Annotated in this window: 30 protein-coding genes; 17 read left to right on the top strand and 13 right to left on the bottom strand. The window is 66.2% G+C overall.

Annotated elements, in window-relative coordinates; all coding sequences use genetic code 11:
• Window positions 1-42 precede the first annotated feature (42 nt).
• Window positions 43-1,518 (top strand): ABC-F family ATP-binding cassette domain-containing protein, encoded by a 1,476-nt coding sequence (locus GV832_RS15950; RefSeq protein ID WP_168775877.1) that lies wholly within the window; start codon window positions 43-45, stop codon window positions 1,516-1,518.
• Here GV832_RS15950 and GV832_RS15945 read toward each other — a convergent pair.
• From GV832_RS15945 to GV832_RS15910, 8 genes are all read right to left on the bottom strand, one after another.
• Window positions 1,515-1,946 carry a molybdenum cofactor biosynthesis protein MoaE gene (locus GV832_RS15945; RefSeq protein ID WP_168775876.1) on the bottom strand — a complete coding sequence of 144 codons (432 nt, stop codon included), beginning with the start codon at window positions 1,944-1,946 and terminating at the stop codon, window positions 1,515-1,517. The two genes, GV832_RS15950 and GV832_RS15945, sit on opposite strands and share 4 nt — an antisense overlap.
• 1 nt (window position 1,947) lies before the next feature.
• Window positions 1,948-2,196, bottom strand: coding sequence for a molybdopterin converting factor subunit 1 (gene moaD / locus GV832_RS15940; protein ID WP_227754472.1), 249 nt, complete (start codon window positions 2,194-2,196; stop codon window positions 1,948-1,950).
• 1 nt (window position 2,197) lies between these two features.
• Window positions 2,198-2,869, bottom strand: a complete 672-nt coding sequence (pgsA, locus tag GV832_RS15935) for a CDP-diacylglycerol--glycerol-3-phosphate 3-phosphatidyltransferase (protein ID WP_168775875.1) — start codon at window positions 2,867-2,869, stop codon at window positions 2,198-2,200.
• 153 nt (window positions 2,870-3,022) lie between these two features.
• On the bottom strand, window positions 3,023-3,925 hold the full coding sequence (gene ppk2 / locus GV832_RS15930) for a polyphosphate kinase 2 (protein ID WP_168775874.1): 903 nt from the start codon (window positions 3,923-3,925) through the stop codon (window positions 3,023-3,025).
• A 58-nt stretch (window positions 3,926-3,983) separates the two neighbouring features.
• Window positions 3,984-5,831: an excinuclease ABC subunit UvrC gene (uvrC, locus tag GV832_RS15925; protein WP_168775873.1), complete on the bottom strand. Its 1,848-nt coding sequence runs from the start codon at window positions 5,829-5,831 to the stop codon at window positions 3,984-3,986.
• A gap of 283 nt (window positions 5,832-6,114) precedes the next feature.
• Window positions 6,115-6,891, bottom strand: coding sequence for an SDR family oxidoreductase (locus tag GV832_RS15920; RefSeq protein ID WP_168775872.1), 777 nt, complete (start codon window positions 6,889-6,891; stop codon window positions 6,115-6,117).
• Between the two features lie 2 nt (window positions 6,892-6,893).
• On the bottom strand, window positions 6,894-7,082 hold the full coding sequence (locus GV832_RS15915) for a hypothetical protein (protein ID WP_168775871.1): 189 nt from the start codon (window positions 7,080-7,082) through the stop codon (window positions 6,894-6,896).
• Window position 7,083: 1 nt separating this feature from the next.
• Window positions 7,084-7,863 (bottom strand): S49 family peptidase, encoded by a 780-nt coding sequence (locus GV832_RS15910; protein WP_168775870.1) that lies wholly within the window; start codon window positions 7,861-7,863, stop codon window positions 7,084-7,086.
• A 43-nt stretch (window positions 7,864-7,906) separates the two neighbouring features.
• Here GV832_RS15910 and GV832_RS15905 point away from each other — a divergent pair, with 43 nt between their 5' ends.
• From GV832_RS15905 to GV832_RS15870, 8 genes are all read left to right on the top strand, one after another.
• Window positions 7,907-8,788: a LysR family transcriptional regulator gene (locus tag GV832_RS15905; protein ID WP_168775869.1), complete on the top strand. Its 882-nt coding sequence runs from the start codon at window positions 7,907-7,909 to the stop codon at window positions 8,786-8,788.
• 262 nt (window positions 8,789-9,050) lie between these two features.
• Window positions 9,051-9,518, top strand: a complete 468-nt coding sequence (locus GV832_RS15900; protein WP_168775868.1) for a formate dehydrogenase subunit gamma — start codon at window positions 9,051-9,053, stop codon at window positions 9,516-9,518.
• A 2-nt stretch (window positions 9,519-9,520) separates the two neighbouring features.
• Window positions 9,521-11,041 carry a formate dehydrogenase beta subunit gene (locus tag GV832_RS15895; protein WP_227754476.1) on the top strand — a complete coding sequence of 507 codons (1,521 nt, stop codon included), beginning with the start codon at window positions 9,521-9,523 and terminating at the stop codon, window positions 11,039-11,041.
• Window positions 11,038-11,250 carry a DUF4287 domain-containing protein gene (locus GV832_RS15890; RefSeq protein WP_168775866.1) on the top strand — a complete coding sequence of 71 codons (213 nt, stop codon included), beginning with the start codon at window positions 11,038-11,040 and terminating at the stop codon, window positions 11,248-11,250. The genes GV832_RS15895 and GV832_RS15890 overlap by 4 nt, the downstream gene beginning before the upstream one ends.
• Before the next feature lies 1 nt (window position 11,251).
• Window positions 11,252-14,122: a formate dehydrogenase subunit alpha gene (fdhF, locus tag GV832_RS15885; protein ID WP_168775865.1), complete on the top strand. Its 2,871-nt coding sequence runs from the start codon at window positions 11,252-11,254 to the stop codon at window positions 14,120-14,122.
• Window positions 14,119-14,949 carry a formate dehydrogenase accessory sulfurtransferase FdhD gene (fdhD, locus tag GV832_RS15880; protein WP_168775864.1) on the top strand — a complete coding sequence of 277 codons (831 nt, stop codon included), beginning with the start codon at window positions 14,119-14,121 and terminating at the stop codon, window positions 14,947-14,949. Before fdhF ends, fdhD begins: the two co-directional genes overlap by 4 nt.
• A gap of 10 nt (window positions 14,950-14,959) precedes the next feature.
• Window positions 14,960-15,181 (top strand): formate dehydrogenase subunit delta, encoded by a 222-nt coding sequence (locus GV832_RS15875; protein ID WP_227754475.1) that lies wholly within the window; start codon window positions 14,960-14,962, stop codon window positions 15,179-15,181.
• A gap of 141 nt (window positions 15,182-15,322) precedes the next feature.
• On the top strand, window positions 15,323-16,093 hold the full coding sequence (locus GV832_RS15870; protein WP_168775862.1) for a hypothetical protein: 771 nt from the start codon (window positions 15,323-15,325) through the stop codon (window positions 16,091-16,093).
• Here GV832_RS15870 and rfbA read toward each other — a convergent pair.
• The 4 genes from rfbA to rfbC are packed head-to-tail and all read right to left on the bottom strand — an operon-like array spanning window position 16,035 to window position 19,343.
• Window positions 16,035-16,916 (bottom strand): glucose-1-phosphate thymidylyltransferase RfbA, encoded by an 882-nt coding sequence (gene rfbA / locus GV832_RS15865; RefSeq protein WP_168775861.1) that lies wholly within the window; start codon window positions 16,914-16,916, stop codon window positions 16,035-16,037. The genes GV832_RS15870 and rfbA overlap by 59 nt on opposite strands.
• A complete protein-coding gene (gene rfbD / locus GV832_RS15860) occupies window positions 16,913-17,749 on the bottom strand; it encodes a dTDP-4-dehydrorhamnose reductase (protein ID WP_168775860.1) in 837 nt (278 codons plus the stop codon). Before rfbD ends, rfbA begins: the two co-directional genes overlap by 4 nt.
• Window positions 17,746-18,786 carry a dTDP-glucose 4,6-dehydratase gene (gene rfbB / locus GV832_RS15855; protein WP_168775859.1) on the bottom strand — a complete coding sequence of 347 codons (1,041 nt, stop codon included), beginning with the start codon at window positions 18,784-18,786 and terminating at the stop codon, window positions 17,746-17,748. Before rfbB ends, rfbD begins: the two co-directional genes overlap by 4 nt.
• Complete coding sequence (gene rfbC / locus GV832_RS15850; protein ID WP_168775858.1) at window positions 18,783-19,343, bottom strand: dTDP-4-dehydrorhamnose 3,5-epimerase; 561 nt, start codon at window positions 19,341-19,343, stop codon at window positions 18,783-18,785. Before rfbC ends, rfbB begins: the two co-directional genes overlap by 4 nt.
• 115 nt (window positions 19,344-19,458) lie before the next feature.
• Between rfbC and GV832_RS15845 the strand changes: the two genes are divergently transcribed.
• The 4 genes from GV832_RS15845 (at window position 19,459) to GV832_RS15830 (ending at window position 22,181) form a co-directional block, all read left to right on the top strand.
• Window positions 19,459-20,361, top strand: a complete 903-nt coding sequence (locus GV832_RS15845) for a thioredoxin family protein (RefSeq protein WP_168775857.1) — start codon at window positions 19,459-19,461, stop codon at window positions 20,359-20,361.
• Window positions 20,362-20,387: 26 nt separating this feature from the next.
• Entirely contained in the window at window positions 20,388-21,011 is a 624-nt protein-coding gene (locus GV832_RS15840) for an LON peptidase substrate-binding domain-containing protein (protein WP_168775920.1), read from the top strand.
• Complete coding sequence (locus GV832_RS15835; protein WP_168775856.1) at window positions 21,008-21,199, top strand: Trm112 family protein; 192 nt, start codon at window positions 21,008-21,010, stop codon at window positions 21,197-21,199. The genes GV832_RS15840 and GV832_RS15835 overlap by 4 nt, the downstream gene beginning before the upstream one ends.
• 145 nt (window positions 21,200-21,344) lie before the next feature.
• Window positions 21,345-22,181, top strand: a complete 837-nt coding sequence (locus tag GV832_RS15830) for a L,D-transpeptidase (protein WP_168775855.1) — start codon at window positions 21,345-21,347, stop codon at window positions 22,179-22,181.
• Between the two features lie 291 nt (window positions 22,182-22,472).
• Here the strand turns inward: GV832_RS15830 and GV832_RS15825 are convergent, their stop codons facing one another.
• The gene (locus GV832_RS15825; protein ID WP_168775854.1) at window positions 22,473-22,859 is read right to left on the bottom strand and encodes a cupin domain-containing protein; all 387 of its coding nucleotides are present in this window, start codon (window positions 22,857-22,859) and stop codon (window positions 22,473-22,475) included.
• Between the two features lie 129 nt (window positions 22,860-22,988).
• Here GV832_RS15825 and panB point away from each other — a divergent pair, with 129 nt between their 5' ends.
• Genes panB through GV832_RS15805 form a run of 4 tightly spaced genes read left to right on the top strand, consistent with a single transcriptional unit; the run spans window position 22,989 to window position 25,532 of the window.
• A complete protein-coding gene (gene panB, locus GV832_RS15820; RefSeq protein ID WP_168775853.1) occupies window positions 22,989-23,819 on the top strand; it encodes a 3-methyl-2-oxobutanoate hydroxymethyltransferase in 831 nt (276 codons plus the stop codon).
• Window positions 23,816-24,622, top strand: coding sequence for a pantoate--beta-alanine ligase (gene panC, locus GV832_RS15815; protein WP_168775852.1), 807 nt, complete (start codon window positions 23,816-23,818; stop codon window positions 24,620-24,622). Before panB ends, panC begins: the two co-directional genes overlap by 4 nt.
• Window positions 24,623-24,664: 42 nt before the next feature.
• Window positions 24,665-24,922, top strand: coding sequence for a hypothetical protein (locus GV832_RS15810; protein ID WP_168775851.1), 258 nt, complete (start codon window positions 24,665-24,667; stop codon window positions 24,920-24,922).
• A gap of 7 nt (window positions 24,923-24,929) precedes the next feature.
• On the top strand, window positions 24,930-25,532 hold the full coding sequence (locus GV832_RS15805) for a DUF1523 family protein (RefSeq protein ID WP_168775850.1): 603 nt from the start codon (window positions 24,930-24,932) through the stop codon (window positions 25,530-25,532).
• Window positions 25,533-25,886: the final 354 nt, after the last annotated feature.

Raw genomic sequence — 25,886 nt, 5'->3', positions numbered from 1 at the left:
TCGACTGCGCGCCCTATTTTCCGCGATTTCGACAGGTATGCCATGCTCCTTTCCGCCAAATCCCTCGGCCTCACCATCGGCCAACTGCTGTTTTCCGACCTCTCCTTCACGCTGAACCCCGGGGATATCCTCGGCCTGATCGCGGCCAATGGGCGGGGGAAATCCTCGCTTTTGCGCTGCCTTGCGGGCCAGGCCGAGCCCACCGCCGGGGAGATCACCCGCGCCCGGGGGGCGACCATCGCCCTGGCCGAACAGGACCCCTCTGACCTTGGGGCGACGTTCCGCGACACGGTCTTGCAGGGCCTTGCCGACCCGGAGGGCGAGTTCTGGCGGGCCGATATCCTGCTCGATGAGCTGGAGGTCCCCCAAGGCTTCCGCGACCTCCCCCTGGGCCAGCTCTCGGGCGGCTGGCAGCGCACGGCGCTTCTGGCGCGGGCGGCGGTCAGTGAGCCCTCGGTTCTTCTCTTGGACGAGCCCACCAACCACCTCGACCTCTCGCGCATCGCCTTGTTGCAGCGCTGGCTGAAGGGGCGGACGGTCATCGTGGCCAGCCATGACCGCGCTTTCCTCGATGCGGTCACGACCCGCAGCCTGTTCCTGCGCGCGAGTGAAAGCCGCCTTTTCGCGCTGCCCTATACGCCCGCCCGCTTGGCCCTGGCCGAGGCCGATGCCGCCCGCGACCGCCAGCATTCCAACGACCTGGCGAAGGCGGATCAGCTCCGCCGCCAGGCCGCGAAGCTGAAGAACATCGGCATCAACTCGGGAAGCGACCTTCTCGTCGTCAAGACCAAGCAGCTGAAAGAGCGCGCCGAGAAGATCGAGGCCGAGGCGCGGCCCGCCCATCGCGAGGGCTCGGCCGGGGCGATCAAGCTGAACCCGACGGGCAGCCATGCCAAGGCGCTGGTCAGCCTGATGGATGCCGAAATCCGGGGCGAAAAGCCGCTTTACCGCACCGGGACGCTGTGGATCGAGCCGGGCGACCGCGTGGTGATCCTTGGCGCCAATGGCACGGGGAAGTCTCGGCTGGTGGCGCGGGTCCTGGCGGCGATCCAGGCGCCGGACCCGTCCATCAAGGTCACGCCCTCTTTGGTGCTGGGCCATTCCGGCCAGGGGCTGGAGCAATTGCCGCCGAAATCCACGCCCTTTGACCTGGTGATGGCCCATCGCACCGGGGATGGCCCGGCCCGCAGTCTTCTGGCCGAGGCCGGTATCCGCACCGATATGCAGACCAAGCCGCTCGGCCTGTTGTCAGGCGGCCAAAGGGCGCGGCTCGCCATGCTGCTTCTGCGCCTGACCGCGCCCAACTTCTACCTTCTGGACGAGCCCACCAACCATCTGGACATCGAGGGCCAGGAGGCCCTGGAGGCCGAGCTTCTGAAACCCCAGGCCGCTTGTCTTCTGGTCAGCCACGACCGCGCCTTTGTGCGCGTCGTGGGCAATCGGTTCTGGGAAATCCGGGGCAAGAAGCTGGTCGAGGTCGACGGCCCCGAGGCGTTTTTCGCCGCGCAGACGGGTTAGTCCTGCCAGCGGGCGAGGGCGTCTTCGTCCTCGTCCTTGGCCTGGACCCATTGCCCGCCGTCTTCCTTCTTCCAGAAGGGCGCGCGGGATTTCAGGTAGTCCATCAGGAACTCCGCGCCCTGGAAGGCCAGGGCGCGGTGGCGGGCGGCGGTGGCGACCATCATGATGGGCTCGCCGACCGCGAGCGGCCCGTAGCGGTGGATCACCAGGGCATCCGAAAGGCCAAAGCGCGCCGTGGCCTCGTCGATGATGGCGGCGATGGCGGCCTCGGTCATGCCGGGGTAATGCTCGATCTCCATCACCGAAAGGCCATTGTCGCCGCGCACCACCCCGGTGAAGGAGACAACCGCGCCTGCCCCCGTGGCCGCCGCCGTAAAGGCGTTCAACTCGGCCCCGGCGTCGAAGGGCTCGGACTGGACCCGCAGCATCTCAGCCCCCGGTCATGGGGGGGAAGAAGGCGACCTCGCGCGCTCCGGCCAGGGGGGCGTCGAAAGAGGTCAGCTTTTGGTCCACCGCCACCCGCAGGCTTTTCAGATCGGCAAAGGCCAGGGCATGGGCCTCGTCCCGGGCGGAGAGCTCGGCCACCAGGTCGGCCACCGTCGCGGCATCGGTCGTGACCTTTTCCCGCGGCAGGCCGATCCTTTCGCGCACCCAGGCGAAGTAAAGGACGGTCAGCATGTCAGTCCCTCAGATGCGGCAGGGACTTGGCGAAATAGTCCCAGCCGGTGACGGCCGTCAAAGCCGCAGCGACCCAGATCAGCATCAACCCCGCCCAGGTCGCATAAGAGGAGCAATCCCGCGTGCCGCAGAAGGGGATCGGCGTGACCAGACCCTTGGAGACCAGGTCGGCATATTGCTCCACCGTCTTGCCTTGCAGCCGCACGGCCTCGATATGCTCCAGCCCGGTGCCGAGGAAGAGGATGGCGATGGCCACCATCTGCGCCGTGGTCTTCCACTTGGCCAGCTTGGTGACCTTCAAAAGCCCCGCCTTGGCGCCGAGGTATTCGCGCAGGCCCCCCACGAAGACCTCGCGGAAGAGGATGACCGTGGCGGGCAGGATCAAGTAGGGGTTCAACCCCGAATTCATTCCCGTGAACCCCGTCAGCACCATCAAGGCGATGACGACCATGGCCTTGTCGGCGATGGGGTCGAGCATGGTGCCGAACTTCGATTCCTGCTTCCAGAGCCGCGCCAGATAGCCGTCGAAATAATCCGTGATGGCGGCCGAGACGAAGAGCGTCAGGGCGAACCAGTCGGCCCAGGGGCGGTTGAAATAGAGGAACATCACCGGCACGGCCGGCGCGGCCAGGAGGCGCAGCGTGGTCAGCGTGTTGGGGATCGTCCACTTCATGGTGAATGACTAGCGCAAAGCCCGGGCAGGGGAAAGGGGCGCCAGGGGGCAGCCAGGGGAACTGTGCGGCAGAGGGCACAGGGGGGCCGCTGGGGCGGAGACGGGAACGGGCGCCGGGGGCATCGAGCCCCCGGCGCCCGTTGCTGCCGCGGGTCAGTATTTCTCGGGGACGTAAAGCTCGCGCGGGAGGGTGGCGCGTTCGTAATCGGGGTTGAAGACCCGTTCGGGCAGGGTGATCTCGTCGTGCGGGACCGGATGGCAGGGGTTCAGCGACAGGAAATGCGCGATGCAGTTCAGCCGCGCCTTCTTCTTGTCATTGCCCTCGACGATATACCACGGCGCCTCGGGGATGTTCGTGCGGGCGAACATGTCTTCCTTGGCCTTGGTGTAATCCTCCCACCTGACCCGGCTTTGCAGGTCCATGGGCGAGAGCTTCCACTGTTTGAACGGGTCATGGATGCGCATCATGAAGCGCATCTGCTGTTCCTCGTCGGTGATCGAGAACCAGTATTTGATGACCTTGATGCCCGAGCGCACCAGCATCCGTTCGAACTCCGGGACGGAGCGGAAGAATTCTTCCACCTGGTCCTCGCTGGCGAAACCCATCACCCGCTCCACCCCTGCGCGGTTGTACCACGACCGGTCGAAGAGCACGATTTCGCCCGCGGCGGGGAGGTGGGGGATATAGCGCTGGAAATACCACTGGGTCTTTTCGCGGTCCGAGGGCGCGGGCAGGGCCACGGTCCGCACCACGCGGGGGTTCAGCCTTTGGGTGATGCGCTTGATCACGCCACCTTTGCCGGCGCTGTCACGGCCCTCGAAGAGGACGACGATCCGCTCGCCGGAATGGACGACCCAGTCCTGAAGCTTGATCAGTTCGGCCTGAAGATGGATCAGCGCTTGCAGATAGGTCCGGCTGTCCAGCGCATCGGGGTGGCGCTCGCGGTAGAGCCGGGCGACCTCGCGCGAGATCGTGGCGTCTTCCAGCTCCAGCTCCAGGTCCTCGTCGAGGATCTCGGCCAGTTCCTCGGCCATCCAGTCGTTCGCCTCGGTCATCGCGCCCTCCGTTTGCCTTCGGGTAGGGGGCGCGTGTAACGGCTGGGTGACAGTTCTGTTACGGGTTGAAGAAGTTGTAGATCGTCTCGGCCATCGTGGCCGAAATCCCGTCGACCGCCATCAGGTCGGGAATGGCCGCACCGCGCACCGCCTTGGCCGAGCCGAAATGTGCGAGCAGCGCGCGCTTGCGCGTCGCCCCGACGCCGGGGATATCGTCCAGGGGCGTGATCGAGACCTTGGCCGCGCGCTTGGCGCGATGCGCGCCATTGGCCCAGCGGTGGGCCTCGTCGCGCAGGCGCTGGATGAAATACAGGACCGGGTCGTTCCTCGGCAGGGCCATGGGCGGCAGGCCGGGGCGGTGGAATTCTTCCTTCCCCGCATCGCGGTCGATGCCCTTGGCCACGCCGACAAAGGCCACGTCATCCACGCCCATCTCGGCCAGGGCCTCGGCCACCGCCGAGACCTGGCCCGCACCGCCGTCGATCAAGAGGAGGTCGGGCCAGGCATCGGTCTTGCGCTCGGGGTCCTCTTTGAGGAGGCGTTCGAAGCGGCGGGTCAGGACCTCGTGCATCATGCCGAAGTCATCGGAGTTCTTGCCCGCGTCAGACTTGATGTTGAACTTGCGATACTGGCTTTTCAGGAAGCCCTCGGGCCCCGCCACGATCATGCCGCCCACGGCATCGGCGCCCTGGATATGGGCGTTGTCATAGACCTCGATCCGCTTCGGCGGCGCGTCGAGGTCGAAGGCCTCGGCCAGGCCCTGGAGAAGCTTGTTTTGGGTCGAGCTTTCCGACATCCGCCGCGCCAGGCTTTCCTTGGCGTTGCGCGCGGCGTTCTCCACCAGCTCGGCCTTTTCGCCACGCTGGGGGATCGCCACCTCCACCTTCCGCCCCGCGCGTTCCGAGAGCAAGGCGCCGACCAGGTCGGGGTTCTCGACCGGGTGGGACAAGAGGATCAGCGGCGGCGGCTCCTTGTCGTCGTAGAACTGGGCGAGAAAGGCCTCCATGATCTCGGGCTCTTCGGCGCCCGCGCCGGTCTTCGGGTAAAAGTCGCGGTTGCCCCAGCTTTGGTTCGCGCGGATGAAGAAGACCTGCACGCAGGCCTGGCCATGTTCCAGGTGCAGGGCCACGACATCGGCCTCGGTCACGCCATGCGGGTTGATCGCCTGGGCGGACTGGATATGGGTCAGCGACCGGATGCGGTCGCGCAGCGCTGCGGCGCGTTCGAATTCCATGGCCTCGGAGGCGGCGGCCATCTGGGCGGCCAGGTCGGCCTGCACGGAGGTCGTCTTGCCCTGCAGGAAGCGCTCGGCATCGGCGACCAGGGCCGCATAGCCCGCCTCGTCGATGCGGCCGACGCAAGGGCCGGAACAGCGCTTGATCTGGTATTGCAGGCAGGGCCGCGTCCGCCCCGCGAACATGCTGTCGCTGCAATTGCGCAAAAGGAAGACCTTTTGCAGTTGGTTCAGCGTCCGCGTCACGGCGCCCGCGCTGGCAAAGGGGCCGAAGTAGCTGCCCTTCTCGGTCTTCTTGCCCCGGTGCTTCTTGATCTGGGGGAAGGCGTGTTCCTTGCCGATCAGGATATTCGGGAACGACTTGTCGTCGCGCAGAAGCACGTTGTAGCGCGGCTTGAGCTGCTTGATCAGGTTCTGCTCCAGAAGCAGCGCCTCGGTCTCGGTCTTGACCGTCAGGAACATCATCGAAGCGGTCTCGGAGATCATCCGGCTGATGCGCGCGTTATGGGCATTGCCGCGCGCGTAGTTCGACACCCTCGCCTTCAGGTTGCGCGCCTTGCCGACATAGAGAACCTCGCCGGTTGCGTTCAGCATCCGGTAGACACCCGGAGAGGAATCGAGCGTTTTCAGGTAGTCTTGGATGACCTCCTGGCCGGTCCTGGTCTCTGTCATCTCCGGCCTCCGATTCTGCCGCTTTGCTGCAATGATACAGGGCCGGAGGCAAGGGGGAAGGCGTCCACAGCTTCTGTGGATAACTCTGCGGAGAAGATTTCAGGAGTGCGGATTTTGCCTTGGATTCTTGGGCCCTGAACGATTTGCCTAAAATTTAGGCACAATGTTAAGCAATTGATTTCATTCAAGAGAATCTTCTGATGGCAGCAAGGCCCTGATAAACCTAAATATTTCGTGAAGGATTTTTGACGGTGGTTGCGAAAGTGGACAAGTCGTCGCAGGGTCATTCCAGACCCAGCACATCCGGGGTCTGCCAGGCCAGATGCTGGCCTCCGTCGGTGGCGATCATCTGGCCCGTGACTCCGGGGGAATCGAGGAAAAATCCAAGCGCCGCCGTGATATCCGAAGGGTTGGAGCCGCGCCCCAGAACAGTGGCCGCGCGCTGCCTTGCGAAGTGGCTGTCGGACTGCCGCGCGCCCTGCAACGTGGGCCCGGGGCCAATGGCATTGACCCGCACATCCGGGGCCAGCCCCATGGCCGCCGTCCGCGTCAGGGTCCAGAGCCCCGCCTTGGCGATGGTATAGGACATGAACTCGGGCGTCAGCTTCCAGACGCGCTGGTCGATCAGGTTGACGATCAGCGCCTGCGAGAGCGGCTCTCCGGCCGCATCGGTCGTGGCCTTGGGGGCCTGGGCCGCGAAGCTTTGCGTCAGGACGAAGGGCGCGCGGAGGTTGCTTTCCAGCGCCCGGTCCCAGGACCGGCGCGAGGCGGTCTTGACGTTGTCGTATTCAAAGATCGAGGCGTTGTTGACCAAGAGGTTCAGCGGCCCGCCCAGGCCCTCGGCGGCGCGGGCGACCAGGGGGACGACCTGGGATTCGTCCAGGAGATCGGCGCGCAGGGCCAGGGATTGCCGCCCCAGGGCGCGGATCTCAGCCACCAGGGCCTCGGCCTCGGGGGCGGAGGCGGAATAATGCACCGCGACGTCAAAGCCTCGCCGGGCGAGGTAAAGGGAAATCTCGCGGCCAACCCGTTTGGCCGCTCCGGTCACCAAGGCACGCATCTTCAGCCCTTCCCGCAGACACAGGGGGCGGTGCCCAGGACGGGCCGCCCGCAATGCCCGCATTTGGCGCGGGTTTCGGCTTTGTCCACCCGGGGCGGCGCGATGGGGCCGCGCAGGAAACGGGTGACGGCCGAGGCGGCCATCGAGATGATCAGCATGACCATGAGAAAGATGATGACGATCTTGAACATCTCAGCCCCCCAGGCCCGCGCGCATCAGGCGCTCTTCGATGGTCTGCAGCATATCCTCGGCCAGGTTGAGGCCAAAGCGGGAAAGCAGGCCCTTCTTCGGGCCGAAGACCTGGTAGCGCACCTTCTCGCCGTAAAGCGCCTTCATCTTGGGCACAAGGTGGCCAATGCCATCGGCCAGGCCAAGGTCGACCGCCTGTTGCCCGACCCAGACATCGGCATTGAAGAGGTCATGGTCGGCCAGCCGCGCCCCGCGCCGCGCCTTCACATGGGCGATGAAGGCCGCGTGGATCGGTGCCTGGATCGCCCTCAGGCGCTCGATATCTTCGGGGCGCTGCGGCAGGAAAGGGTCGGCGAGGCTCTTGGACTTGCCCGCCGTCACGACGCGGCGTTCGATCCCCTGGCGGGCCATGAGTTCGGGGAAGCCGAAGGAGGCGAAGATCACGCCGATTGAGCCCAGGATCGAGCTGTCATCGACCCAGATGTCATCCCCCGCGCAGGCCAGCCAATAGCCGCCCGAGGCCGCCATGTCCTCGACAAAGGCATGGACGGGGATCCTGTGTTGGTCGGCCAGGCGCCGGATCCGGGCGGCGATCAGTGAGGATTGCACGGGCGAGCCGCCCGGCGAGTTGACCAGGAGGGCCACGGCTTTCGGCTTTTTCGCGAAGGCGCGCTCGATCAAGGGGGCGGTCGCGGCGTCGGAAAGGCCGCGTCCGGAGGTGATGGCGCCGTTCAGGCGGATCACGGCGACAGTGGGCTTGCGCGGGAAGATGGGAAATCTCATGCGGCGAAGCTATGGTGTGGGGGGCTCTGGGGCAAGGTGAGGCATGATCGACCGACTTGAAATGTTCGTGGCTTTGGCGGCGGAGCGGCATTTTGGCCGGGCGGCGGAGGTCTGCGGCGTGACGCAGCCCTCGCTTTCGGCGGGGATCCGGGGGCTGGAGGATCAGCTTGGCGTCCAGCTCGTCTATCGCGGCAGCCGGTTTCAGGGTCTGACGCCCGAGGGGCAGCGGGTGCTGGACTGGGCGCGGCGGATCCTGGGCGATGTGCGGGCGATGCGCGACGAGATGCGGTCGGTCCACAAGGGGCTGAGCGGGGTCGTGCGGCTGGGGGTGATCCCCACCGCCCTGCCCATGGTGGCGGCGCTGACCGGGCCCTTCGTCGCGGCCCATCCGAATGTCCGGGTGACGGTCCTGTCGCGCACCTCGGCCGAGATCCTGTCGGGCATCGAGACGCTGGAGCTGGATGCCGGGGTGACCTACCTCGACAACGAACCCCTGGGCCGGGTGTCGCAGGTCGCCTTGTATGTCGAGTATTACCGGTTCCTCTGCGCGCCGGGGAGCGCGCTATCGGGCCGGGCGCAGGTGACCTGGGCCGAGGTGGCGGGCGAGCCGCTTTGTCTTCTGACCGGCGACATGCAGAACCGGCGGATCGTGAACGCGCTTCTGGCCGAGGCCGGGGTGAAGGCCGCGCCGGGGGTCGAGAGCAATTCCTCGATCGCGCTGATTGCCCATGTGCTCTCGGGGCGCTGGGCGAGCGTCGTGCCCAAGGGGCTGGCCGAGATGTTCCGGGGGGCCGGGCTGGTCTCGGTGCCCATCGTGAACCCGGAGGCCGAGCATGTGGTCGGGCTGATCGCGCCGAAGCGGGAGCCGCAGACGCCGGTGCTGATGGCGCTGATGGAAGAGGCGGGGCGGTTGTCCCGCAGGTGAGCTGCGGGCTGGCGCCCTTGCCCCTGCCGGGAGGAAGCCGGGGGGGCTCATGCCACTTGTTTCTCGAACCAGTGGCGAAACAAATGGCATACCCCCCCGGACCCCCCTGCTTCAAGGGGCCCTTGGGCCCCTTGAAAATCCCCATGGAGTTTGGGAGGGGGATGAATTGATAGGATTTGGCTATCGATTGACGGAGGTTTGATATTGATTGACGGGGTGACTGGGGGCATCAAGGCAGGAATAGCCAGCGAAAGGTCCCGGGATGCTTGATTCCGCCAGCATGATTGCCCGTGTCGAGGAGATCCTCGATGCTCACAAGGGGATGGAGGGGGCGCTCCTGCCAATCCTCCACGCGGTTCAGGCCGAGTTTGGCCATGTCCCCGAGGCGGCCTTGCCGGTCATCGCCGAGGCCCTGGTCATCACCAAGGCCGAGGCGGCCGGGGTGATGAGCTTTTACCACGACTTCCGCGAGAAGCCTGCGGGGCGGCATGTGCTGAAGCTGTGCCGGGCGGAGTCTTGCAAATCGGTCGGCGCGGATGCCTTGGCCGATCATGCGCGGGGCAAGCTGGGGCTCGACTGGCATGAGACCTCGAAGGATGGCGCGGTGACGCTGGAGCCGATCTTCTGCCTTGGGCTCTGCGCCTGCGGGCCGGCGGCCTTGGTCGATGGGAAACTGGTGGGGCGGCTGGATGCGGCCAAGCTGGATGCGATCATCGGGGGGCTGAAATGACTTTGAAGATTTATCTCCCGCTGGATTCGGCTGCCGTGGCTTTGGGCGCGGATGAGGTGGCGGCGGCTGTGTTGGCGGAAGCCAAGGCCCGTGGCGTGGCGGTGGAGCTTATCCGCAATGGCTCGCGCGGGATGGTCTGGCTGGAGCCCCTGGCCGAGGTCGTGACGCAAGCCGGTCGCATGGCCTTCGGGCCGATGGAGCCCTCCGATGTCGCGGGGCTCTTCGGTGACCTGGCCAAGCATCCCAAGGCCCTGGGCCTGACCGAGGAGCTGCCCTGGATGAAGGGTCAGACCCGGTTGACCTTTGCGCGCGTCGGCGTGGTCGATCCGCTCTCGCTGGCGGATTACGTGGCGCATGGGGGCCTTGAGGGGCTGAAGCGTGCCGTGACCATGACGGCGCCGGAGATGGTGGCCGAGGTCACGAATTCGGGCCTGCGCGGGCGCGGTGGTGCGGGCTTCCCGACGGGGATCAAGTGGAAGACGGTCTCCGAGGCCAAGGGAGACCGGAAATACATCGTCTGCAATGCCGATGAGGGCGATAGCGCGACCTTTGCCGACCGGATGCTGATGGAGGGCGACCCCCTGACCCTGATCGAGGGCATGGCGATTGCGGGCCTGGCCTGTGGCGCCGAGAAGGGCTTCGTCTATATTCGCAGCGAATATCCGGTGGCGATTGCGGTGATGCAGGCCGCGCTGGATGTGGCGCGGGCGGGGGGCATCCTGGGCGATGTCCTGGGCTCGGGCCGGCATTTCGACATGGAGGTTCGTGTCGGTGCGGGCGCCTATGTCTGCGGCGAGGAGACCTCGCTGTTGAACTCCTTGGAGGGCAAGCGCGGCATCGTGCGCGCCAAGCCCCCGCTTCCGGCGCTTGAGGGCTTCATGGGCAAGCCCACCGTGGTCAACAACGTGATCTCGCTGGCCTCGGTGCCGGTGATTTTCGCGAAGGGGGCGGAGTTCTACAAGGGCTTTGGCCTCGGCCGGTCGCGCGGCACGATCCCCCTGCAGATCGCGGGGAATGTGAAGTTCGGCGGGCTTTACGAGGTGGCCTTCGGGCTTTCGCTGGGCGATATCGTGGACAAGATCGGCGGCGGCACCTTGACCGGCCGCCCGGTCAAGGCGGTGCAGGTGGGCGGGCCTTTGGGCGCTTACTTCCCGCGCAGCCTCTTCGACACGCCCTTCGGCTATGAGGAATTCGCAGGCAAAGAGGGTCTGATCGGCCATGCCGGCCTGACCGTCTTCGACGACAGCGCCGATATGCTGGGCATGGCGCGTTTCGCCATGGAGTTCTGCGCCATCGAGTCTTGCGGCAAATGCACCCCCTGCCGGATCGGCGCAGTGCGGGGCGTCGAGACCGTGGACCGCATCGCGCGGGGCGATGCCGAGGCGAAACCCTTGCTGATCGACCTCTGCCAGACGATGAAATCGGGCTCGCTCTGCGCCTTGGGTGGCTTCACGCCTTACCCGGTCATGTCGGCTTTGACCCATTTCCCCGATGATTTCGCAGCCAAAGAGGCGGCGGAATGACGGAAAAGGTAAAGGGCCCGGCCAGTTACTTCCCCTCGATCGAGGCGAAATACGGCCAGCCCATGGACCACTGGTTCGCGGTGATCGCGCCCATGCTGGACCAGCCCCATATGCAGATCGTGGGGCATCTGAAAGAGACGCACGGCCTTGGACATGGCCATGCCAATGCGATCGTGGCCCATCAGCTGGCCCAGAAGAAAGGCGCGTGACATGAAGGACTTCATCCTCCCCGACCGCGATTTCGGCACCCCTGCCGCCAAGTCGAAGACCATGGTCAGCCTGGTGATCGACGGCTTCGAGGTCACCGTGCCCGAAGGCACCTCGATCATGCGCGCGGCCGCTGAAATCGGCATCCAGGTGCCGAAGCTTTGCGCGACCGACTCCATCGACGCTTTCGGGTCGTGCCGGCTGTGCCTGGTGGAAATCGAGGGCCGCAACGGCACGCCCGCCTCTTGCACCACGCCGGTGGCGCCGGGGCTGAAGGTCACCACGCAGAACGCCAAGCTGGCGAAGCTGCGCAAGGGGGTGATGGAGCTTTACATCTCTGACCACCCGCTGGATTGCCTGACCTGCTCGGCCAATGGCGATTGCGAGTTGCAGGATATGGCGGGCGCGGTCGGCCTGCGCGATGTGCGCTATGAGGCTGTGGAAAACCACTTCCAGCCCCGGCAGAACGGCGAGGCGAACCCGCTTTATATCCCCAAGGACAATTCCAACCCCTATTTCAGCTACGACCCTGCCAAGTGCATCGTCTGCTCGCGCTGCGTCCGGGCCTGTGAGGAAGTGCAGGGGACTTTTGCCCTGACGATCTCGGGCCGCGGCTTCGACAGCCGCGTTTCGGCGGGGCTCAAGTCCGACACTTTCCTGACCTCGGATTGCGTGTCCTGCGGCGCCTGCGTGCAGGCCTGCCCGACCGGGACCTTGCAAGAGAAGTCGGTGATCGAACTGGGCACCCCGCAGCGCGAGGTCATCACGACCTGCGCCTATTGCGGCGTGGGCTGCCAGTTCAAGGCCGAGATGCGCGGCGATGAGCTGGTGCGGATGACGCCCTACAAGCATGGCAAGGCCAACCGGGGGCATAGCTGCGTCAAGGGGCGGTTTGCTTACGGCTATGCCTCGCACAGCGACCGGATCCTCTCGCCGATGATCCGGGACAGCATCAATGACCCCTGGAAAGAGGTCTCCTGGGCCGAAGCCATGGAATTCGCCGCCAACCGGATGAAGGGGATCATCGACACGCATGGCCGCCATTCGGTGGGCGTGATCACCTCCTCGCGCTGCACGAACGAGGAAACCTACCTGGTGCAGAAGCTGACCCGGGCGGTCTTCCGCAACAACAACACCGACACTTGCGCGCGGGTCTGCCACTCGCCCACGGGTTACGGGCTGGGCCAGACCTTCGGGACCAGCGCGGGCACGCAGGACTTCGACTCGGTCGAGCATGCCGATGTCATCATGGTCATCGGCGCCAATCCGCATTCCGGCCACCCGGTCTTTGCCTCGCGCATGAAGAAGCGGCTGCGCAAGGGGGCCAAGCTGATCGTCATCGACCCGCGCCGGACCGAGACGGTGCAGGGCGCGCACTACAAGGCCGCCCATCACCTGGCCCTGACGCCGGGGACGAACGTGGCCGTGGTCTCCGCCCTGGCGCATGTCATCGTCACCGAGGGCCTCTTCGATGAGGACTTCATCCGCAACCGCTGCGATTGGGACGAATTCCAGGCCTATGCCGAGTTCATCAGCCAGCCGCAGTTCTCCCCGGAAGCCGTGCAGCTTCTGACCGGCGTCAAGGCCGAGGAAGTCCGCGGCGCCGCTCGCCTTTACGCAAAGGGCGGCAATGGAGCGATCTACTACGGGCTGGGGGTCACCGAACACTCCCAGGGTTCGACCACCGTCATCGGCATCGCCAACCTGGCCATGCTGACCGGCAATGTCGGCCGTCCCGGCGTCGGCGTGAACCCGCTGCGGGGGCAGAACAACGTCCAGGGCTCTTGCGACATGGGGTCTTTCCCGCATGAGCTTCCGGGCTATCGTCACGTCAAGGGCGAGGCGGTGCGCGACATCTACCGCGAGGTCTGGGGCGTCGAGATCGACAACGAGCCGGGCCTGCGCATCCCCAACATGCTGGATGCCGCCGTCGAGGGCACCTTCAAGGGGCTTTACTGCCAGGGCGAGGATATCCTGCAATCCGACCCCGACACCAAGCATGTGGCTGCGGGTCTGGCGGCCATGGACTGCGTCATCGTCCATGACCTCTTCCTGAACGAGACCGCCAATTACGCCCATGTCTTCTTCCCGGGCTCGACCTTCCTGGAGAAGGACGGCACCTTCACCAATGCCGAGCGTCGCATCAACCGCGTCCGCAAGGTCATGGCGCCGCGTCAGGGTTACGCCGATTGGGAAGTGACCCAGATGTTCGCCAATGCCATGGGCGCGGAATGGGGCTATACCCATCCCGCGCAAATCATGGAGGAAATCGCGCTGACGACGCCCTCCTTCGCGGGCGTGACCTATGAAAAGCTCGAGACCATGGGCTCGATCCAATGGCCCTGCAACGAGAAGTCGCCGGAAGGCACGCCGCTCATGCATGTCGACGGCTTCGTCCGCGGCAAGGGGCGCTTCATCAACACGGAATATGTGGCGACCGATGAGCGCACCGGGCCGCGCTTCCCGCTCTTGTTGACCACGGGGCGGATCCTGTCGCAGTATAACGTGGGGGCTCAGACCCGCAGGACGGCCAATGTGGTCTGGCATGACCAGGACATCCTGGAAATCCACCCCCATGACGCCGAACAGCGCGGCATCAAGGAGGGCGATTGGGTCAAGCTGGCCTCGCGCTCCGGCGAGACCGCGCTGCGCGCCACGATCACCGACCGGGTCAATCCGGGCGTGGTCTATACGACCTTCCACCACCCCGACACCCAGGCCAATGTCGTCACCACCGACTTCTCGGACTGGGCGACCAACTGCCCGGAATACAAGGTGACCGCCGTTCAGGTCGCCTTGTCCAACGGCCCGACCGAGTGGCAGGAAGAGTACAACGCCCAGGCCGCCAAGTCGCGGCGGATCGCGGCGGAATGAAGGGCCACCGCCCCCAAAGCCGCCTGGCCTTCGGGTCAGGCGGCCAGACCCCGGGCGCGCGCGAGCTGCCCGAGGAAGTGGCGGTGGCGATTTCCTTCAATGGCTCGACCCAGGCGGTGATGATGGCCACTCCGGCCGATCTGAAGGACTTCGCCCGTGGCTTTGCCCATACCGAGGGCCTGGCTGACCTGGACGAAATCACCAAGATCACCCCGGTTCAGACCGACAAGGGCATCGACCTGCAAATCTGGGTCAAGAAGGCCGCCGAGGCCCGGCTGGCCGCCCGTCGCCGTTACATGGCCGGGCCCGTGGGCTGCGGGCTGTGCGGCATCGACAGCCTGGATGAGGCGCTGCGCGACCTCACCCCGGTCACGACCGATCTTGCCATGTCCCCCTCCGAGGTCATGGCGGCGGTGGCCGCCCTTCCGCAGTTCCAGAAGCTGCACGACACGACCCGCGCGGTGCATGCGGCGGGCCTGTGGTCCTATGGCGAGATGCTCACCGTGCGCGAGGACGTGGGCCGCCACAACGCGCTGGACAAGCTGGCGGGGGCCTGGCTCTGGGACAACCGCACCATCCCGGGTGCCCTGCAATCGCCGCCGAGGTATGGCGCCGTCGTCCTGACCTCGCGCGTTTCGATCGACATGGTACAAAAGGTCGCGGCCTTTGGTCAGCCCATGATCATCGCCGTCTCGGCCCCCACGGCGCAGGCGGTGGAACTGGCCGAAAAGCTGAACATCACCCTCATCGCCCTCGCCCGGCCCGACCGGTTCGAGGTCTTCACCCATTCCCACCGCATCCGCCCCGAGGTCGCCCATGTCGCATGACACCGAAACCCTGAGCCCCCATGCCAAGCTGGTCACCATGGCCAACCAGATTGCCAAATTCATGGAATCCAAGCCGCATAAAGAGGGGCTGGAGGGGCTTTCCAATCACATAAACGACTTTTGGGAGCCCCGGATGCGCCGCCATCTGTTCGAGCTCCTCGATGCCGGTGGCCAGGGCCTCCGTCCCCTGGTGATCGAGGCTGCAAGCCTGATCCGCCGTCCCGCCGCCTGACGCAAGAAAGTTGACCGCCGTCCGCGCCTTTCCCAAATTCGGCCCCAATCCTGTGGCATGGGGACGGAACGCGCGGGAAAGGCGAAAAGCTGCATGGCGACAAGAACGATCAGGATCGGCGGCGCTGCCTTGCGCGGACCCATGCGGGTTCTGTCCGTCGCCCTCTGCGCGGTCTTTCTCCTGGTGCTTTGGCGCTTTTGGGACCTGCCCCCGGTCTATGAGGCCGCTTCGGTCGTGCAAATCCGGCCGGGCGGCGATTCCATCCCGCTGATCGAAAGCCGCCTGCTCACCCGCGACATGCTGGAGACGACCGCGGCCCGCCATGGCGTGGGCTCTGTCGTGGTTCTGTCGCAGGCGATTGCGCTGCATCCCCTGACCTCGCGGGCGGGCGAGTCGATGGGGCTGCCCTTGCGCGACATCGGGTTGATCATCTCGGTGCGCCTGGGCGATGCGAGCCAGGCGGTGCGGGTGGCCAATGACGTGGCGCTTCAGGTCATGGACCTGGCGGAGGCCGGGCAGATCGATGCGGGGGCCGAAAGGCTGAGCCTCATGCGGTCGGAGGAATATCGGTTGTGGCAAGAGGTCTCGGCGCTGCGGTCGGTGCCTGATCTGGACGCAGCGGGCGCAAGGCAGTTGGTGCTGCTCGAGGCCGAGCACGCCGAGATCGTCCAAAGCCTGGCCCAGCAAGAGGTGCGGGCCCGGGTCGAGGGGCGCCTGAAGGCGCCGCCCTATGCGATCCTGGCCCGGGCGCATGAGGCGCAGACCATCGTCCCCCCCCTGCGCGAGGCGCTGACGGCCCTGGCCGCCGCGGCCCTGGCCCTGGCGCTTTTGTCGGCCTTGATCGGGCGCGAGATCAGGGTGCCGTCTCCGTCAGCACCGTCCGCAGATAGCGCCCGTAGTCGTTCTTCTTGAACATCTCGGCCCGCTTTTCCATCGCCGCGCGGTCGATCCATCCGGCACGGAAGCTGATCTCGTCGGGGCTTCCCACCTGCTGGCCCTGGCGTTCGGTCAGGGTGCGCACGAAGTTGCCCGCGTCGATGAGGCTCGCATGGGTGCCGGTGTCCAGCCAGGCGAAACCCCGCCCCATGCGCTGAACCGAAAGCGTGCCCTCTTTCAGGTAAGTGTCCAGGAGATCGACGATTTCCAGCTCTCCACGCGGGGAGGGCTTGATCGCCTTGGCCCGGCGCGGGGCGTCTCCGTCAAGGAAATAGAGCCCCGTGACGGCGAAGTTCGAGGGCGGGACCTCGGGCTTTTCGATGATCTGTTGCACGCGACCCTCGGCGTCGAAAGCCACGACGCCATAGCGTTCCGGATCGGCCACGCGATAGCCAAAGACCGTGCCGCCCTTGTCCTGGGCCATGGCCTCGGACAGCATCTCGGGCAGGCCGTGGCCGAAGAAGATATTGTCGCCCAGGACCATGGCCGAGGGCGCGCCGTCCAGGAAATCCTCGGCCAGCAAGTAGGCCTGCGCCAGCCCGTCGGGCGAGGGCTGGATGATATAGGTCAGCTTCAGCCCCCATTGCGACCCATCTCCCAGAAGCCGGATGAAGGCCGGTTGATCCTCGGGCGTCGAGATCAGGGCGATCTCGCGGATGCCCGCCAGCATCAGGACCGAGAGGGGGTAATAGACCATCGGCTTGTCATAGATCGGCAGGAGCTGCTTCGAGACGCCCATGGTGATCGGCCAAAGCCGCGTGCCCGAGCCTCCGGCGAGGATGATGCCTTTGCGGGTCATGTCAGGTCCTTGATGATCTGGGTCAGATGGGCGCGCCAGTCGGGGCGCGGGATGCCGAAAGCGGCGGTGAAGGCGCTGCAATCGAGGCGGGAGTTGGAGGGCCGCCGGGCGGGCGTCGGATAGGCCGAGCTGGGGATGTCGTTGATCTGGCAGGGAAGTCCGGCCTGGGCCATGATCTCGCGGGCGAAATCGGCCCAGGAGGTATCGGGGCTGCCTGCGAAGTGGTGGACGCCGCCCTTGGCGCCTTGGGCCATGGCGCGTGCGGCGGTCAGCAGCGCCTCGGCGATGGCGGCGGCCGGGGTGGGGCCGCCGACCTGGTCGGCCACGACGTTGAGGCTTTCGCGCTCGCGCCCCAGCCGCAGCATGGTCTTGACGAAATTCGCGCCATGGGCCGAGACGACCCAGGAGGTGCGCAGGATCAGGGCATTGGCCCCGCTTTCCAGCACCGCCTGCTCTCCGGCCAGCTTGCTGCGGCCATAGGCGTTCAGGGGGGCGACCGGGTCGGTGGTCTGGAAGGGCTCGGTCCCCTGGCCGTCGAAGACGTAATCGGTCGAGATGTGGAGGAAGGGCAGGCCCTGGGCGGCACAGGCCCGAGCCATGGCCCCCGGGGAGGCGCCATTGATGACGGTGGCGGTGTCTTCCTCGGTCTCGGCCTTGTCCACGGCGGTCCAGGCGGCGGCGTTGATCACCGCGTCACAGTCGCGGATCGCAGCGGCGCAGGCCTGCGGGTCGGAGAGGTCGGCCTCGGCCCGCGACAGGAAGCGCGCTTCCGGCGCCAGCCGTTGCAATTCCCGCGCCACTTGGCCGGTTTGGCCGAAGACCAGAAGCCTCATGCTTTCGTCCCCAGCCGCTGGCCCACGCCCTGGCGGGCGAGCAGGGGCCGCCACCACGCCTCGTTGTCCAGATACCAGCGGACGGTCTTGCGCAGGCCCTGTTCCAGCGTGACCGAGGGCCGCCAGCCGAGTTCCTCACGGATGCGCTTGGGGTCGATGGCATAGCGGGCGTCATGGCCGGGACGGTCGGTCACGAAGGTGATCAGCCGGTCATGGGGGGCACCGGCTGGGTGCATCTCGTCCATCAGCGCGCAGATCGTGCGAACGAGGTCGATATTCCGCGCCTCATTCTCGCCGCCGATGTTGTAGCTGCGGCCAAGCTGCCCGCGCTGCACCACGGTCAAAAGCGCATCGGCATGGTCCTCGACGTAAAGCCAGTCGCGGACGTTCAGACCGGCGCCGTAAACCGGGATCGGACGCCCATGCAGCGCGTTCAGGATCACCACGGGGACCAGCTTTTCGGGGAAGTGGAAGGGGCCGTAGTTGTTGGAACAATTGGTCAGCACCACCGGGAGCCCATAGGTCTCGTGCCAGGCGCGGACCAGGTGGTCACTCGCTGCCTTGGAGGCCGAATAGGGGCTGCGGGGGTCATAGGGCGTCTCTTCGGTGAACTGGCCTTCCTCGCCCAGGGAGCCAAAGACCTCATCCGTCGAGATGTGGTGGAACCGGAACCCCTCGGGCTTGCCCGCGCGCTGCCAATAGCCCCGCGCGGCCTCGAGGAGGTTGAAGGTGCCGTTGATGTTCGTAAGGATGAAATCCCCCGGCCCGTCGATCGACCGATCGACATGGGATTCCGCCGCCAGGTGCATCACCGCATCGGGGCGATGGGTGGCAAAGATCTCGTCCAGCCGGGCGCGATCCCGGATGTCGGCCTGTTCGAAAGAGTAAAGGTTCGAGCTCGAAACCCCCGCCACATTCTCAAGATTTGCCGCATAAGTGAGGCTGTCGAGGTTCACGACCTCATGGCCAAGGGCTATCGCACGCCGCACGACGGCGCTTCCGATGAAGCCCGCGCCTCCGGTGACCAGCAGTTTCATTTCGGCTCCCAGGTGAAGGGGCTGACCCAATCGGCCAACAGGGGCGCGACCTGGTCCTTGGCGGACAACACGGGGGCAGTCACCCCCCAGTCGATGCCGATGGCAGGGTCATCCCAGCGGATGCCGCCGTCGCAATCGGGCGCATAGGTGTCGGTGCATTTGTATTGCACCTCGGTGTCGGGGGCGCGGGTCACGAAGCCATGCAGGAAGCCCTTGGGGACCAGAAGCTGCTTGCCGTTCTCGGGCGTCAGGTCGATGCCGAACCACTTGCCGTAAGTGGGCGAGCCCTTCCGCACATCGACCGCCACGTCGAAGATCGCGCCCCGCGTGCAGCGCACGAGCTTGTCCTGGGCATGGGGCGGGCGCTGGAAATGCAGGCCCCGCAGCGTGCCCACGGCGGCCGAGAAGGAGTGGTTGTCCTGCACCCAATCCACGGGCAGCCCCGCCTCGGCCAGGCGCCGCGCGGACCAGGTTTCCGAGAACCAGCCCCTTGCATCGCCAAAGCGTGCGGGGGTCAGGATGACGCAATCGGGAAGGGGGGTCGTTTCAATTTGCATGGCGGCATTTGGCCCAAGTGGCCGGTTCTTGCCAAGCGCAATTTGACGCTTCCCCCTTGGCCTTTGGGGCTTTGGCGGCCATATAGGAGGCAAATCTTCATACCCCGAGGGCAAGATGTTCGGAATGGCAGAAACTCCTGCGGCGGCGGAGCTGATCAAGGACGGCTCCGAAGCCACTTTCATGAAGGACGTGATCGAGGCGAGCCGCGAGGTTCCGGTGATCGTCGACTTCTGGGCGACCTGGTGCGGGCCCTGCAAGCAGCTGACCCCGGCCTTGGAGGCCGCGGTGACGGCGGCCAAGGGCAAGGTGAAGCTGGTCAAGATCGACGTGGACAAGAACCAGATGATTGCGGGCCAGCTGCGCATCCAGTCGATCCCCACGATCTATGCCTTCTGGCAGGGCCAGCCGATCGACGGCTTCCAAGGCGCGCTGCCGGGGTCGGAAATCAAGAAGTTCATCGAGGGCCTGATCGCCACGGCGGGCCCCGACAAGGGCCTGACCGAGGCCCTGGAGATGGCCGAGCAAATGCTGACCGAGGGCGCTGCCGCCGATGCGGCGGAGACCTTCGCGGCCATCCTGGCGGAGGAGCCCGAGAATGCGGTCGCCTATGCCGGGCTGATCCGGGCCTATCTCGCCGTGGGCGATCTCGACAAGGCCGAGGGTTTTGCGGCGGCGGCGCCGGCCAAGATCGCGGGCGCGCCCGAGATTGCTGCGGCCAAGGCGCAGATCGAGCTTGCCCGCCAGGCCGCCAATGCCGGGCCGGAGCAGGAACTGCGCGCGGCGGTCGAACGCGACCCGGAAAACCGCCAGGCCCGGTTCGACCTCGCCACGGCGCTCCATGCCAGCGGCGATGTGCAGGGCGCGGTCGATGTGCTTCTGGACCTCTTCAAGCTCGACCGCGAGTGGAACGAGGGCGCGGCCAAGGCGCAGCTGATCACCATCTTCGGCGCTTTGAAGCCGCAGGACCCGATTGCCCTGGCCGGGCGGCGGCGACTTTCGTCCATGATCTTCGCCTGACTTGTAATCTCCCTCTGGGGCGCCAGATCATGTTGATGACCGACCTGCCAGAGACCATCGCGCTGTTTCCCCTGCCCGGGGCGATCCTGTTCCCCCGGGCGCGGCTTCCGCTGCATATCTTCGAGCCGCGCTACCTGACCATGCTGGCCGATGCGCTGAAAAGCGACCACCGGATGATCGGCATGATCCAGCCCCGGGGCGATCAGCTGCACCAGGTGGGCTGCGCGGGGCGGGTGACCTCTTTCTCCGAGACCGAGGATGGGCGCTATATGATCACCCTGACCGGAGTCTCGCGCTTTCGGGTCGTGGAGGAGGTGGCGGGGTTCCAGCCCTATCGCCGGGCGCGGATCGACTGGCAGACCTATCCCGCCGAGCGCCGGGCCGAGACCGATCCGGGGATGGACCGCGACAAGCTCTTGGCCGACCTGTCGCGCTATTTCAAGCAGCGGCAGCTGGGGGTCGATTGGGGCGCCTTGAAGACGGCCGAGGACGAGCTGATGATCAACGCGCTCTCGATGCTTTGCCCCTTTGGCCCCGAAGAGAAACAGGCCCTCCTGGAGGCGCCCGACCTGGTCGCCCGCCGCAAGGTCCTGCAGACGCTGATCAGCTTTGCCGTCCAGTCGGGCGGCGAGGACGAGGTTCTGCAATGACCGAAGTGCAGTTCGACCGCCGCATGCTGGAGGCCCTGGTCTGCCCGCAGACCCAGACGACGCTGCGCTATGATGCGGAACGGCAAGAGCTGATCTCGACGGCGGCGGGGCTGGCCTTTCCGATTCGCGACGGGATACCGATCATGCTCCTGGGTGCCGCGCGCGAGCTGAACGGCGGCGGGGGCTGATGCCCAAAGGCTTCGGGCGCCATCAAAATAAGGTCATCCGGGGCCGCCTGGCCCTGCGGGGCTTGACAGGTGGGTCAGACTCCGGTTGGTGCGAAAATCGCAACAATTCACAGACCGGAACGGTGTCGTGACTCAATTCTTCCAAATGGCCGCTTCGAAGCTGGCCGCCTTCGCTGTGCTGGCCACGCTTGCGGCCTGTGGTGGAACCCCCAAGGTCGAAGAGCCTCCGCCCGCCGTGCCGGGCTACGAGGCCGTGGTCGATGGTGGCTTCGAGATCCCGGCGGTCGATCCGGCGTTGTTGAAGGATGGCTACCAGCGGACCCAAGTGGTCTATACCGGCGATGAAGAGCCCGGGACGGTCGTGGTCGATCCCTTTGCCCGCAAGCTTTATCTGGTCGGCGAATATGGCATGGCCACGCGCTATGGCATCGCGGTCGGGCGGCAGGGCCTGTCCTTCCGGGGCACGGGCAAGATCGGCCGCAAGGAGGAATGGCCCTCCTGGACGCCGACGGCCAACATGGTGCGGACGCGGCCGGACCTGTACCTGGAATATGCGGGCGGGCGTTCGGGCGGGCTGGACAATCCCCTGGGCGCGCGGGCCATGTATCTTTACCGTGGCGGGCGCGACACGATGTTCCGCATCCATGGCACGATGGACCCGCCCTCGATCGGCCATGCGACCTCGGCGGGCTGCATCCGGCTTTTCAACCAGGACGCCATCGACCTGTTCAACCAGATCGAGGTGGGCGCCCAGGTGAAGGTGCGGACCTTGGAGGAAAGCATCGCGGCCGAGGGGCCTTATATGGACAATGCCTTTGGCCGCGCGGTGCCTGATACGTCCGAGAACCAGGCGCAGAAGCTGAAGGACGAGGAAGCCATCGCCAAGAAGGCCGCCGAGGATCCGGAATTCGCGGCGCGGCTCGCGGCGGCGCAAGAGGCCGAGCGCCGGGCCATGCTGCAAGCGGCGGCTGCTGGCGGCTGAGGGCGGCCAGGGTTTGGAAATTTGGGGGCGTCCTTGCGGGGGCGCCCTTTCGCTTTGGCGGCAGGCCCAGGGGGGGCTCGGACCCTGGACTTGGCGAGGGGCCCGGCACGGGATGCTTTACCGGAACGGGGGGGCCTCGCCTGCGGCTCGGCCCGCGCGGCGGCCGTGGCCGGAGAGGGCGCTGCCCTCTCCGGACCTCTCCCGGGATATTTTGGGACCAATGAAACCAAGCCCGGGGGAGGGTGCTCGGGGGGAGGCGGTGCCTGGGCCTAGCATCGGCCCCTCTTGGTCTCAGGCCAGGATGACGTAGTCCTTCAGCGTGGGCTCGACGCAGCGCCAGGTGCCTTTGAAACCGGGGCGGATGATGTGGCTTTCTCCGGCGGCGAGGCGGGTGGCGTGGCCCTGTTCATCGACCAGGAAGGAGAGGCCTTCGAGGATGCGGATATATTCCCATTCCTGGTAATCGACGCGCCATTCGCCCGGGGTCGTGTGCCAAAGGCCCGCGTAAAGCATGCCCTTGTCGGCGCCATGCGGGGTCTGGCCTTCCGCCGCGCCCATGGGCCGCTCTTCCAGGCTCCAGGTCGTGTGGATGGGGTCTCCGGCCACCACTTTCTCGGGGTCGGGACGGGAAATCTCGGGCGTGACGCCCTGGCGGGTCATTGCGATCAGGTGCTGCATCGCGCCATTTCGCCGGGGAATTGTCCTCCGGTCAAGCCCGGTTTGCGCTGCGTTGCGGCGCAAGAATCTTGCGCGTGCGGACAAATCATGCCCATATCCCGGGCGAGGAGCCACAACGGAGCCCGAAAGATGAGCGCCACCCCGACGACGGGCCTTCGCCCGGTCCTGCCGCCCGATATCGCAGCGCTCAAGGGGCAAAGGCCGATTGTCGTCCTGACCGCCTATACGACGCCCATGGCGCGGCTGGTCGATGCCTCTTGCGACGTGGCCCTGGTGGGCGATTCGCTGGGCATGGTGCTGCATGGGCTGCCCTCGACCCATGGCGTGACCCTGGAGATGATGATCCTGCATGGCAAATCCGTGATGCGGGGGCTTGGCCGCGCCATGGCGGTGATCGACATGCCCTTTGGCAGCTATGAGGAAAGCCCCGAGCAGGCCTTCCGCAATGCGGCGCGGATCGTGGCGGAGACGGGGGCTCCGGCGGTGAAGATCGAGGGCGGGGTGCATATGGCGCCGACGATTGCCTTCCTGGTCGCGCGCGGCATCCCGGTCATGGCCCATATCGGGCTGACGCCGCAGGCGGTGAACACGCTCGGCGGCTACAAGGTCGTGGGGCGCGATGCCGAGGCCGAGAAGGTCATGGCCGATGCCCTGGCGGTCGAGGCGGCGGGGGCTTTCTCGGTGGTGCTGGAGAAGGTGCCGGTGGGGTTGGCGGGGCGGGTGACCGAGGCCCTGAAGATCCCGACCATCGGCATTGGCGCGGGGGTGGACTGCGACGGGCAGGTCCTGGTGACCGACGACATGCTGGGGCTTTTTACCGATTTCCGGCCCAAGTTCGTGAAGCGCTATGCCGAGCTTGGGCAGGGCGCGTCGGAGGCCATCGCCGCCTATGCCGAGGATGTTCGCGCACGGCGTTTCCCCGGGCCGGAACACGGCTTCGCGGACGCGGTCAAGAAATGATCCTGCGGCGGGTCGAGGAGCTGCGCGCCCTGGTGCGCGGCTGGAAGCGTGAGGGCGCGGTCGTGGGGCTGGTGCCGACCATGGGGGCGCTCCACGAGGGGCATCTGTCGCTGGTGCAGGCGGCCAAGGCGGGGGCGGACCGGGTCATCGTCACGATCTTCGTCAATCCGCGGCAGTTCAACAATGCTGCGGACCTCGCGAAATATCCCCGAACTGAGGAGGCCGATGCGGCCCTCCTGGCGCCTTTGGGCGTCGATGCGGTCTTTGTGCCGGAACCCGATGAGGTCTATCCGCCCGGCTATGCCTCCGAGGTGACGGTGGGGGGCGTGGCCCTGCCCCTGGAGGGCGCGCTGCGGCCTGGGCATTTTGCGGGCGTGGCGACCGTGGTGACGAAGCTTTTCGGCATGACGCTGGCCGACCGGGCCTGGTTCGGCGAGAAGGACTGGCAGCAGCTGCAGGTCATCCGCCGCATGGTCACCGACCTGAACCTGCCCGTGGATGTGCAGGGCGTGCCGACGCTGCGCGATCCCGATGGGCTCGCCATGTCCTCGCGCAATGCGCGGCTCTCGGCCGCGGCCCGGGCCAAGGCGCCTGCGCTGCATCTGTGGATGACGCGCATGGCGGCCGGCGCAACCGTGGCCCAGGCCGAGGCGGGGCTTCTGGCCGCAGGTTTCGAGCGCGTCGAATACCTGGAGTTTCACGATGCCGAGACCCTGGGGCCGCCGATCCCGGGCCACCCGCAAAGGCTTTTGGCGGCGGCCTGGCTCGAGGGCGTGCGGCTGATCGACAACATCGCCGCTTGAACCGGAAGGGCGGCGCGATTACCTCAAGGTCAGGAGGTCGCCATGCTGCGCGCTATTCTGCTTTGGGCCCTTGTCCTGCCCTTCGTCCACTGGATCGTGGCCACCTGGCTGCGGTCGCTGCGTCGCGAGGCGCTGGAGCGCGATTTCGACGATGGCGGCGAGGCGGGCACGCGGGAAGACTTCATCGCGCGGGGCATGGCACAGTATCAGCGATCGCTCTGGGCGCGGATCGCGGTGCTGGTCTATATCATTCCCATTCTGGCCGTGGTGGCGATCGCCTGGGCCGTCAACTCGAATTGAGGCCGCAATGAGCAAGCTGAAGTGGATATTCCGGGGCGTCCTGGCCCTGATCGTGGCGCTGCTCTTGTGGTATACCCTGCCGCAGCATGACGTGGTGCGCATCACCGAGGTCTATAACAGGATCACCACGGTCTCCTGGGCGAACAGCGCCTTCTATGCCTCGCCCGACAGCGGGACGGCGGAGGCGACCAATGGCCGCGACATCCGCTTCATCTCGGCCGCCTTTTCGGATGGCGCGCCGATGGTTTACCGCAACGAGGACACCGGCTGGATCTGGCCGCCCTATTTCAAATATGACAGCTCGAACCTGCAGGCGGTGGCTTCCAGCCTGAAGGGCGAGAAATGGGTGATGGTGACGCATTACGGCTGGCGGATCCCGATCCTGTCGATCTTCCCCAATGCGATTGCGATCCGCGAGGTCTCGGGGCCGGATTACACCTATTTCCCCTGGCTGAACCTGGTGATCATTGCGCTTCTCCTGGGCCTGGCCTTCTGGATCCGCGCCATGTGGTTGCAGTTCCGGGAGCGGATGGTGGACCCCGCCGTGGCCGAGGTGCAAGAGGCGGGCGACCGCACCAAGGGCTGGTTCCGCCGCCTCTTCCGTCGCTGAGCGGAGGCCTGCGGCCAAGCCTGTCTGTCGGCTCCGGCATGCGCCTGCGCCTCCGCGTCGGGGGGGCGCTGCCCCCCGGCCTCTTGGGTTCGGGGAACCCAAGAGGCTCCCCCCGGGATATTTGAGCCAGTGTGAAAGGGGCAGGGGGCTTGCGGTCAAGCCTTGGCGATAAAAGGAAGGGGCGCCTTGGCCGAGGCGCCCCTTCCCATTCATTGGTCCGCAAATATCCCGGTGGGGCGTCTCCGCCGCCTGCACCCCATTGATTTCGCGGGTTTCTGAAGGTCTGCCGCTCTGCGATCTGATTGCTGGGATCGACGGGAGGTTTTCGGATGGCGGATGGTGGGGACGGGTTTG

Source organism: Stagnihabitans tardus, assembly GCF_009925085.1.
GTDB lineage: Bacteria > Pseudomonadota > Alphaproteobacteria > Rhodobacterales > Rhodobacteraceae > Stagnihabitans > Stagnihabitans tardus.
Note: the sequence above shows the minus strand (reverse complement) of the source record. Positions and strands in the feature narration are given on the sequence as shown.

Bases quoted from the DNA above. Each gene is read 5' to 3' on its own strand.
- panC (WP_168775852.1), top strand. From the start codon at position 23,816: ATGATCCTGCGGCGGGTCGAGGAGCTGCGCGCCCTGGTGCGCGGCTGG.
- GV832_RS15900 (WP_168775868.1), top strand. From the start codon at position 9,051: ATGCTTGATTCCGCCAGCATGATTGCCCGTGTCGAGGAGATCCTCGAT.
- rfbB (WP_168775859.1), bottom strand. From the start codon at position 18,786: ATGAAACTGCTGGTCACCGGAGGCGCGGGCTTCATCGGAAGCGCCGTC.
- uvrC (WP_168775873.1), bottom strand. From the start codon at position 5,831: ATGACAGAGACCAGGACCGGCCAGGAGGTCATCCAAGACTACCTGAAA.
- GV832_RS15830 (WP_168775855.1), top strand. From the start codon at position 21,345: ATGGCCGCTTCGAAGCTGGCCGCCTTCGCTGTGCTGGCCACGCTTGCG.
- pgsA (WP_168775875.1), bottom strand. From the start codon at position 2,869: ATGAAGTGGACGATCCCCAACACGCTGACCACGCTGCGCCTCCTGGCC.
- GV832_RS15920 (WP_168775872.1), bottom strand. From the start codon at position 6,891: ATGCGTGCCTTGGTGACCGGAGCGGCCAAACGGGTTGGCCGCGAGATT.
- panB (WP_168775853.1), top strand. From the start codon at position 22,989: ATGAGCGCCACCCCGACGACGGGCCTTCGCCCGGTCCTGCCGCCCGAT.
- GV832_RS15835 (WP_168775856.1), top strand. From the start codon at position 21,008: ATGACCGAAGTGCAGTTCGACCGCCGCATGCTGGAGGCCCTGGTCTGC.
- GV832_RS15810 (WP_168775851.1), top strand. From the start codon at position 24,665: ATGCTGCGCGCTATTCTGCTTTGGGCCCTTGTCCTGCCCTTCGTCCAC.
- ppk2 (WP_168775874.1), bottom strand. From the start codon at position 3,925: ATGACCGAGGCGAACGACTGGATGGCCGAGGAACTGGCCGAGATCCTC.
- GV832_RS15845 (WP_168775857.1), top strand. From the start codon at position 19,459: ATGTTCGGAATGGCAGAAACTCCTGCGGCGGCGGAGCTGATCAAGGAC.
- GV832_RS15870 (WP_168775862.1), top strand. From the start codon at position 15,323: ATGCGGGTTCTGTCCGTCGCCCTCTGCGCGGTCTTTCTCCTGGTGCTT.
- GV832_RS15890 (WP_168775866.1), top strand. From the start codon at position 11,038: ATGACGGAAAAGGTAAAGGGCCCGGCCAGTTACTTCCCCTCGATCGAG.
- GV832_RS15825 (WP_168775854.1), bottom strand. From the start codon at position 22,859: ATGCAGCACCTGATCGCAATGACCCGCCAGGGCGTCACGCCCGAGATT.
- GV832_RS15910 (WP_168775870.1), bottom strand. From the start codon at position 7,863: ATGAGATTTCCCATCTTCCCGCGCAAGCCCACTGTCGCCGTGATCCGC.
- GV832_RS15805 (WP_168775850.1), top strand. From the start codon at position 24,930: ATGAGCAAGCTGAAGTGGATATTCCGGGGCGTCCTGGCCCTGATCGTG.
- GV832_RS15915 (WP_168775871.1), bottom strand. From the start codon at position 7,082: ATGTTCAAGATCGTCATCATCTTTCTCATGGTCATGCTGATCATCTCG.
- rfbC (WP_168775858.1), bottom strand. From the start codon at position 19,343: ATGCAAATTGAAACGACCCCCCTTCCCGATTGCGTCATCCTGACCCCC.
- GV832_RS15905 (WP_168775869.1), top strand. From the start codon at position 7,907: ATGATCGACCGACTTGAAATGTTCGTGGCTTTGGCGGCGGAGCGGCAT.
- GV832_RS15945 (WP_168775876.1), bottom strand. From the start codon at position 1,946: ATGCTGCGGGTCCAGTCCGAGCCCTTCGACGCCGGGGCCGAGTTGAAC.
- moaD (WP_227754472.1), bottom strand. From the start codon at position 2,196: ATGCTGACCGTCCTTTACTTCGCCTGGGTGCGCGAAAGGATCGGCCTG.
- fdhD (WP_168775864.1), top strand. From the start codon at position 14,119: ATGAAGGGCCACCGCCCCCAAAGCCGCCTGGCCTTCGGGTCAGGCGGC.
- fdhF (WP_168775865.1), top strand. From the start codon at position 11,252: ATGAAGGACTTCATCCTCCCCGACCGCGATTTCGGCACCCCTGCCGCC.
- rfbA (WP_168775861.1), bottom strand. From the start codon at position 16,916: ATGACCCGCAAAGGCATCATCCTCGCCGGAGGCTCGGGCACGCGGCTT.
- GV832_RS15950 (WP_168775877.1), top strand. From the start codon at position 43: ATGCTCCTTTCCGCCAAATCCCTCGGCCTCACCATCGGCCAACTGCTG.
- rfbD (WP_168775860.1), bottom strand. From the start codon at position 17,749: ATGAGGCTTCTGGTCTTCGGCCAAACCGGCCAAGTGGCGCGGGAATTG.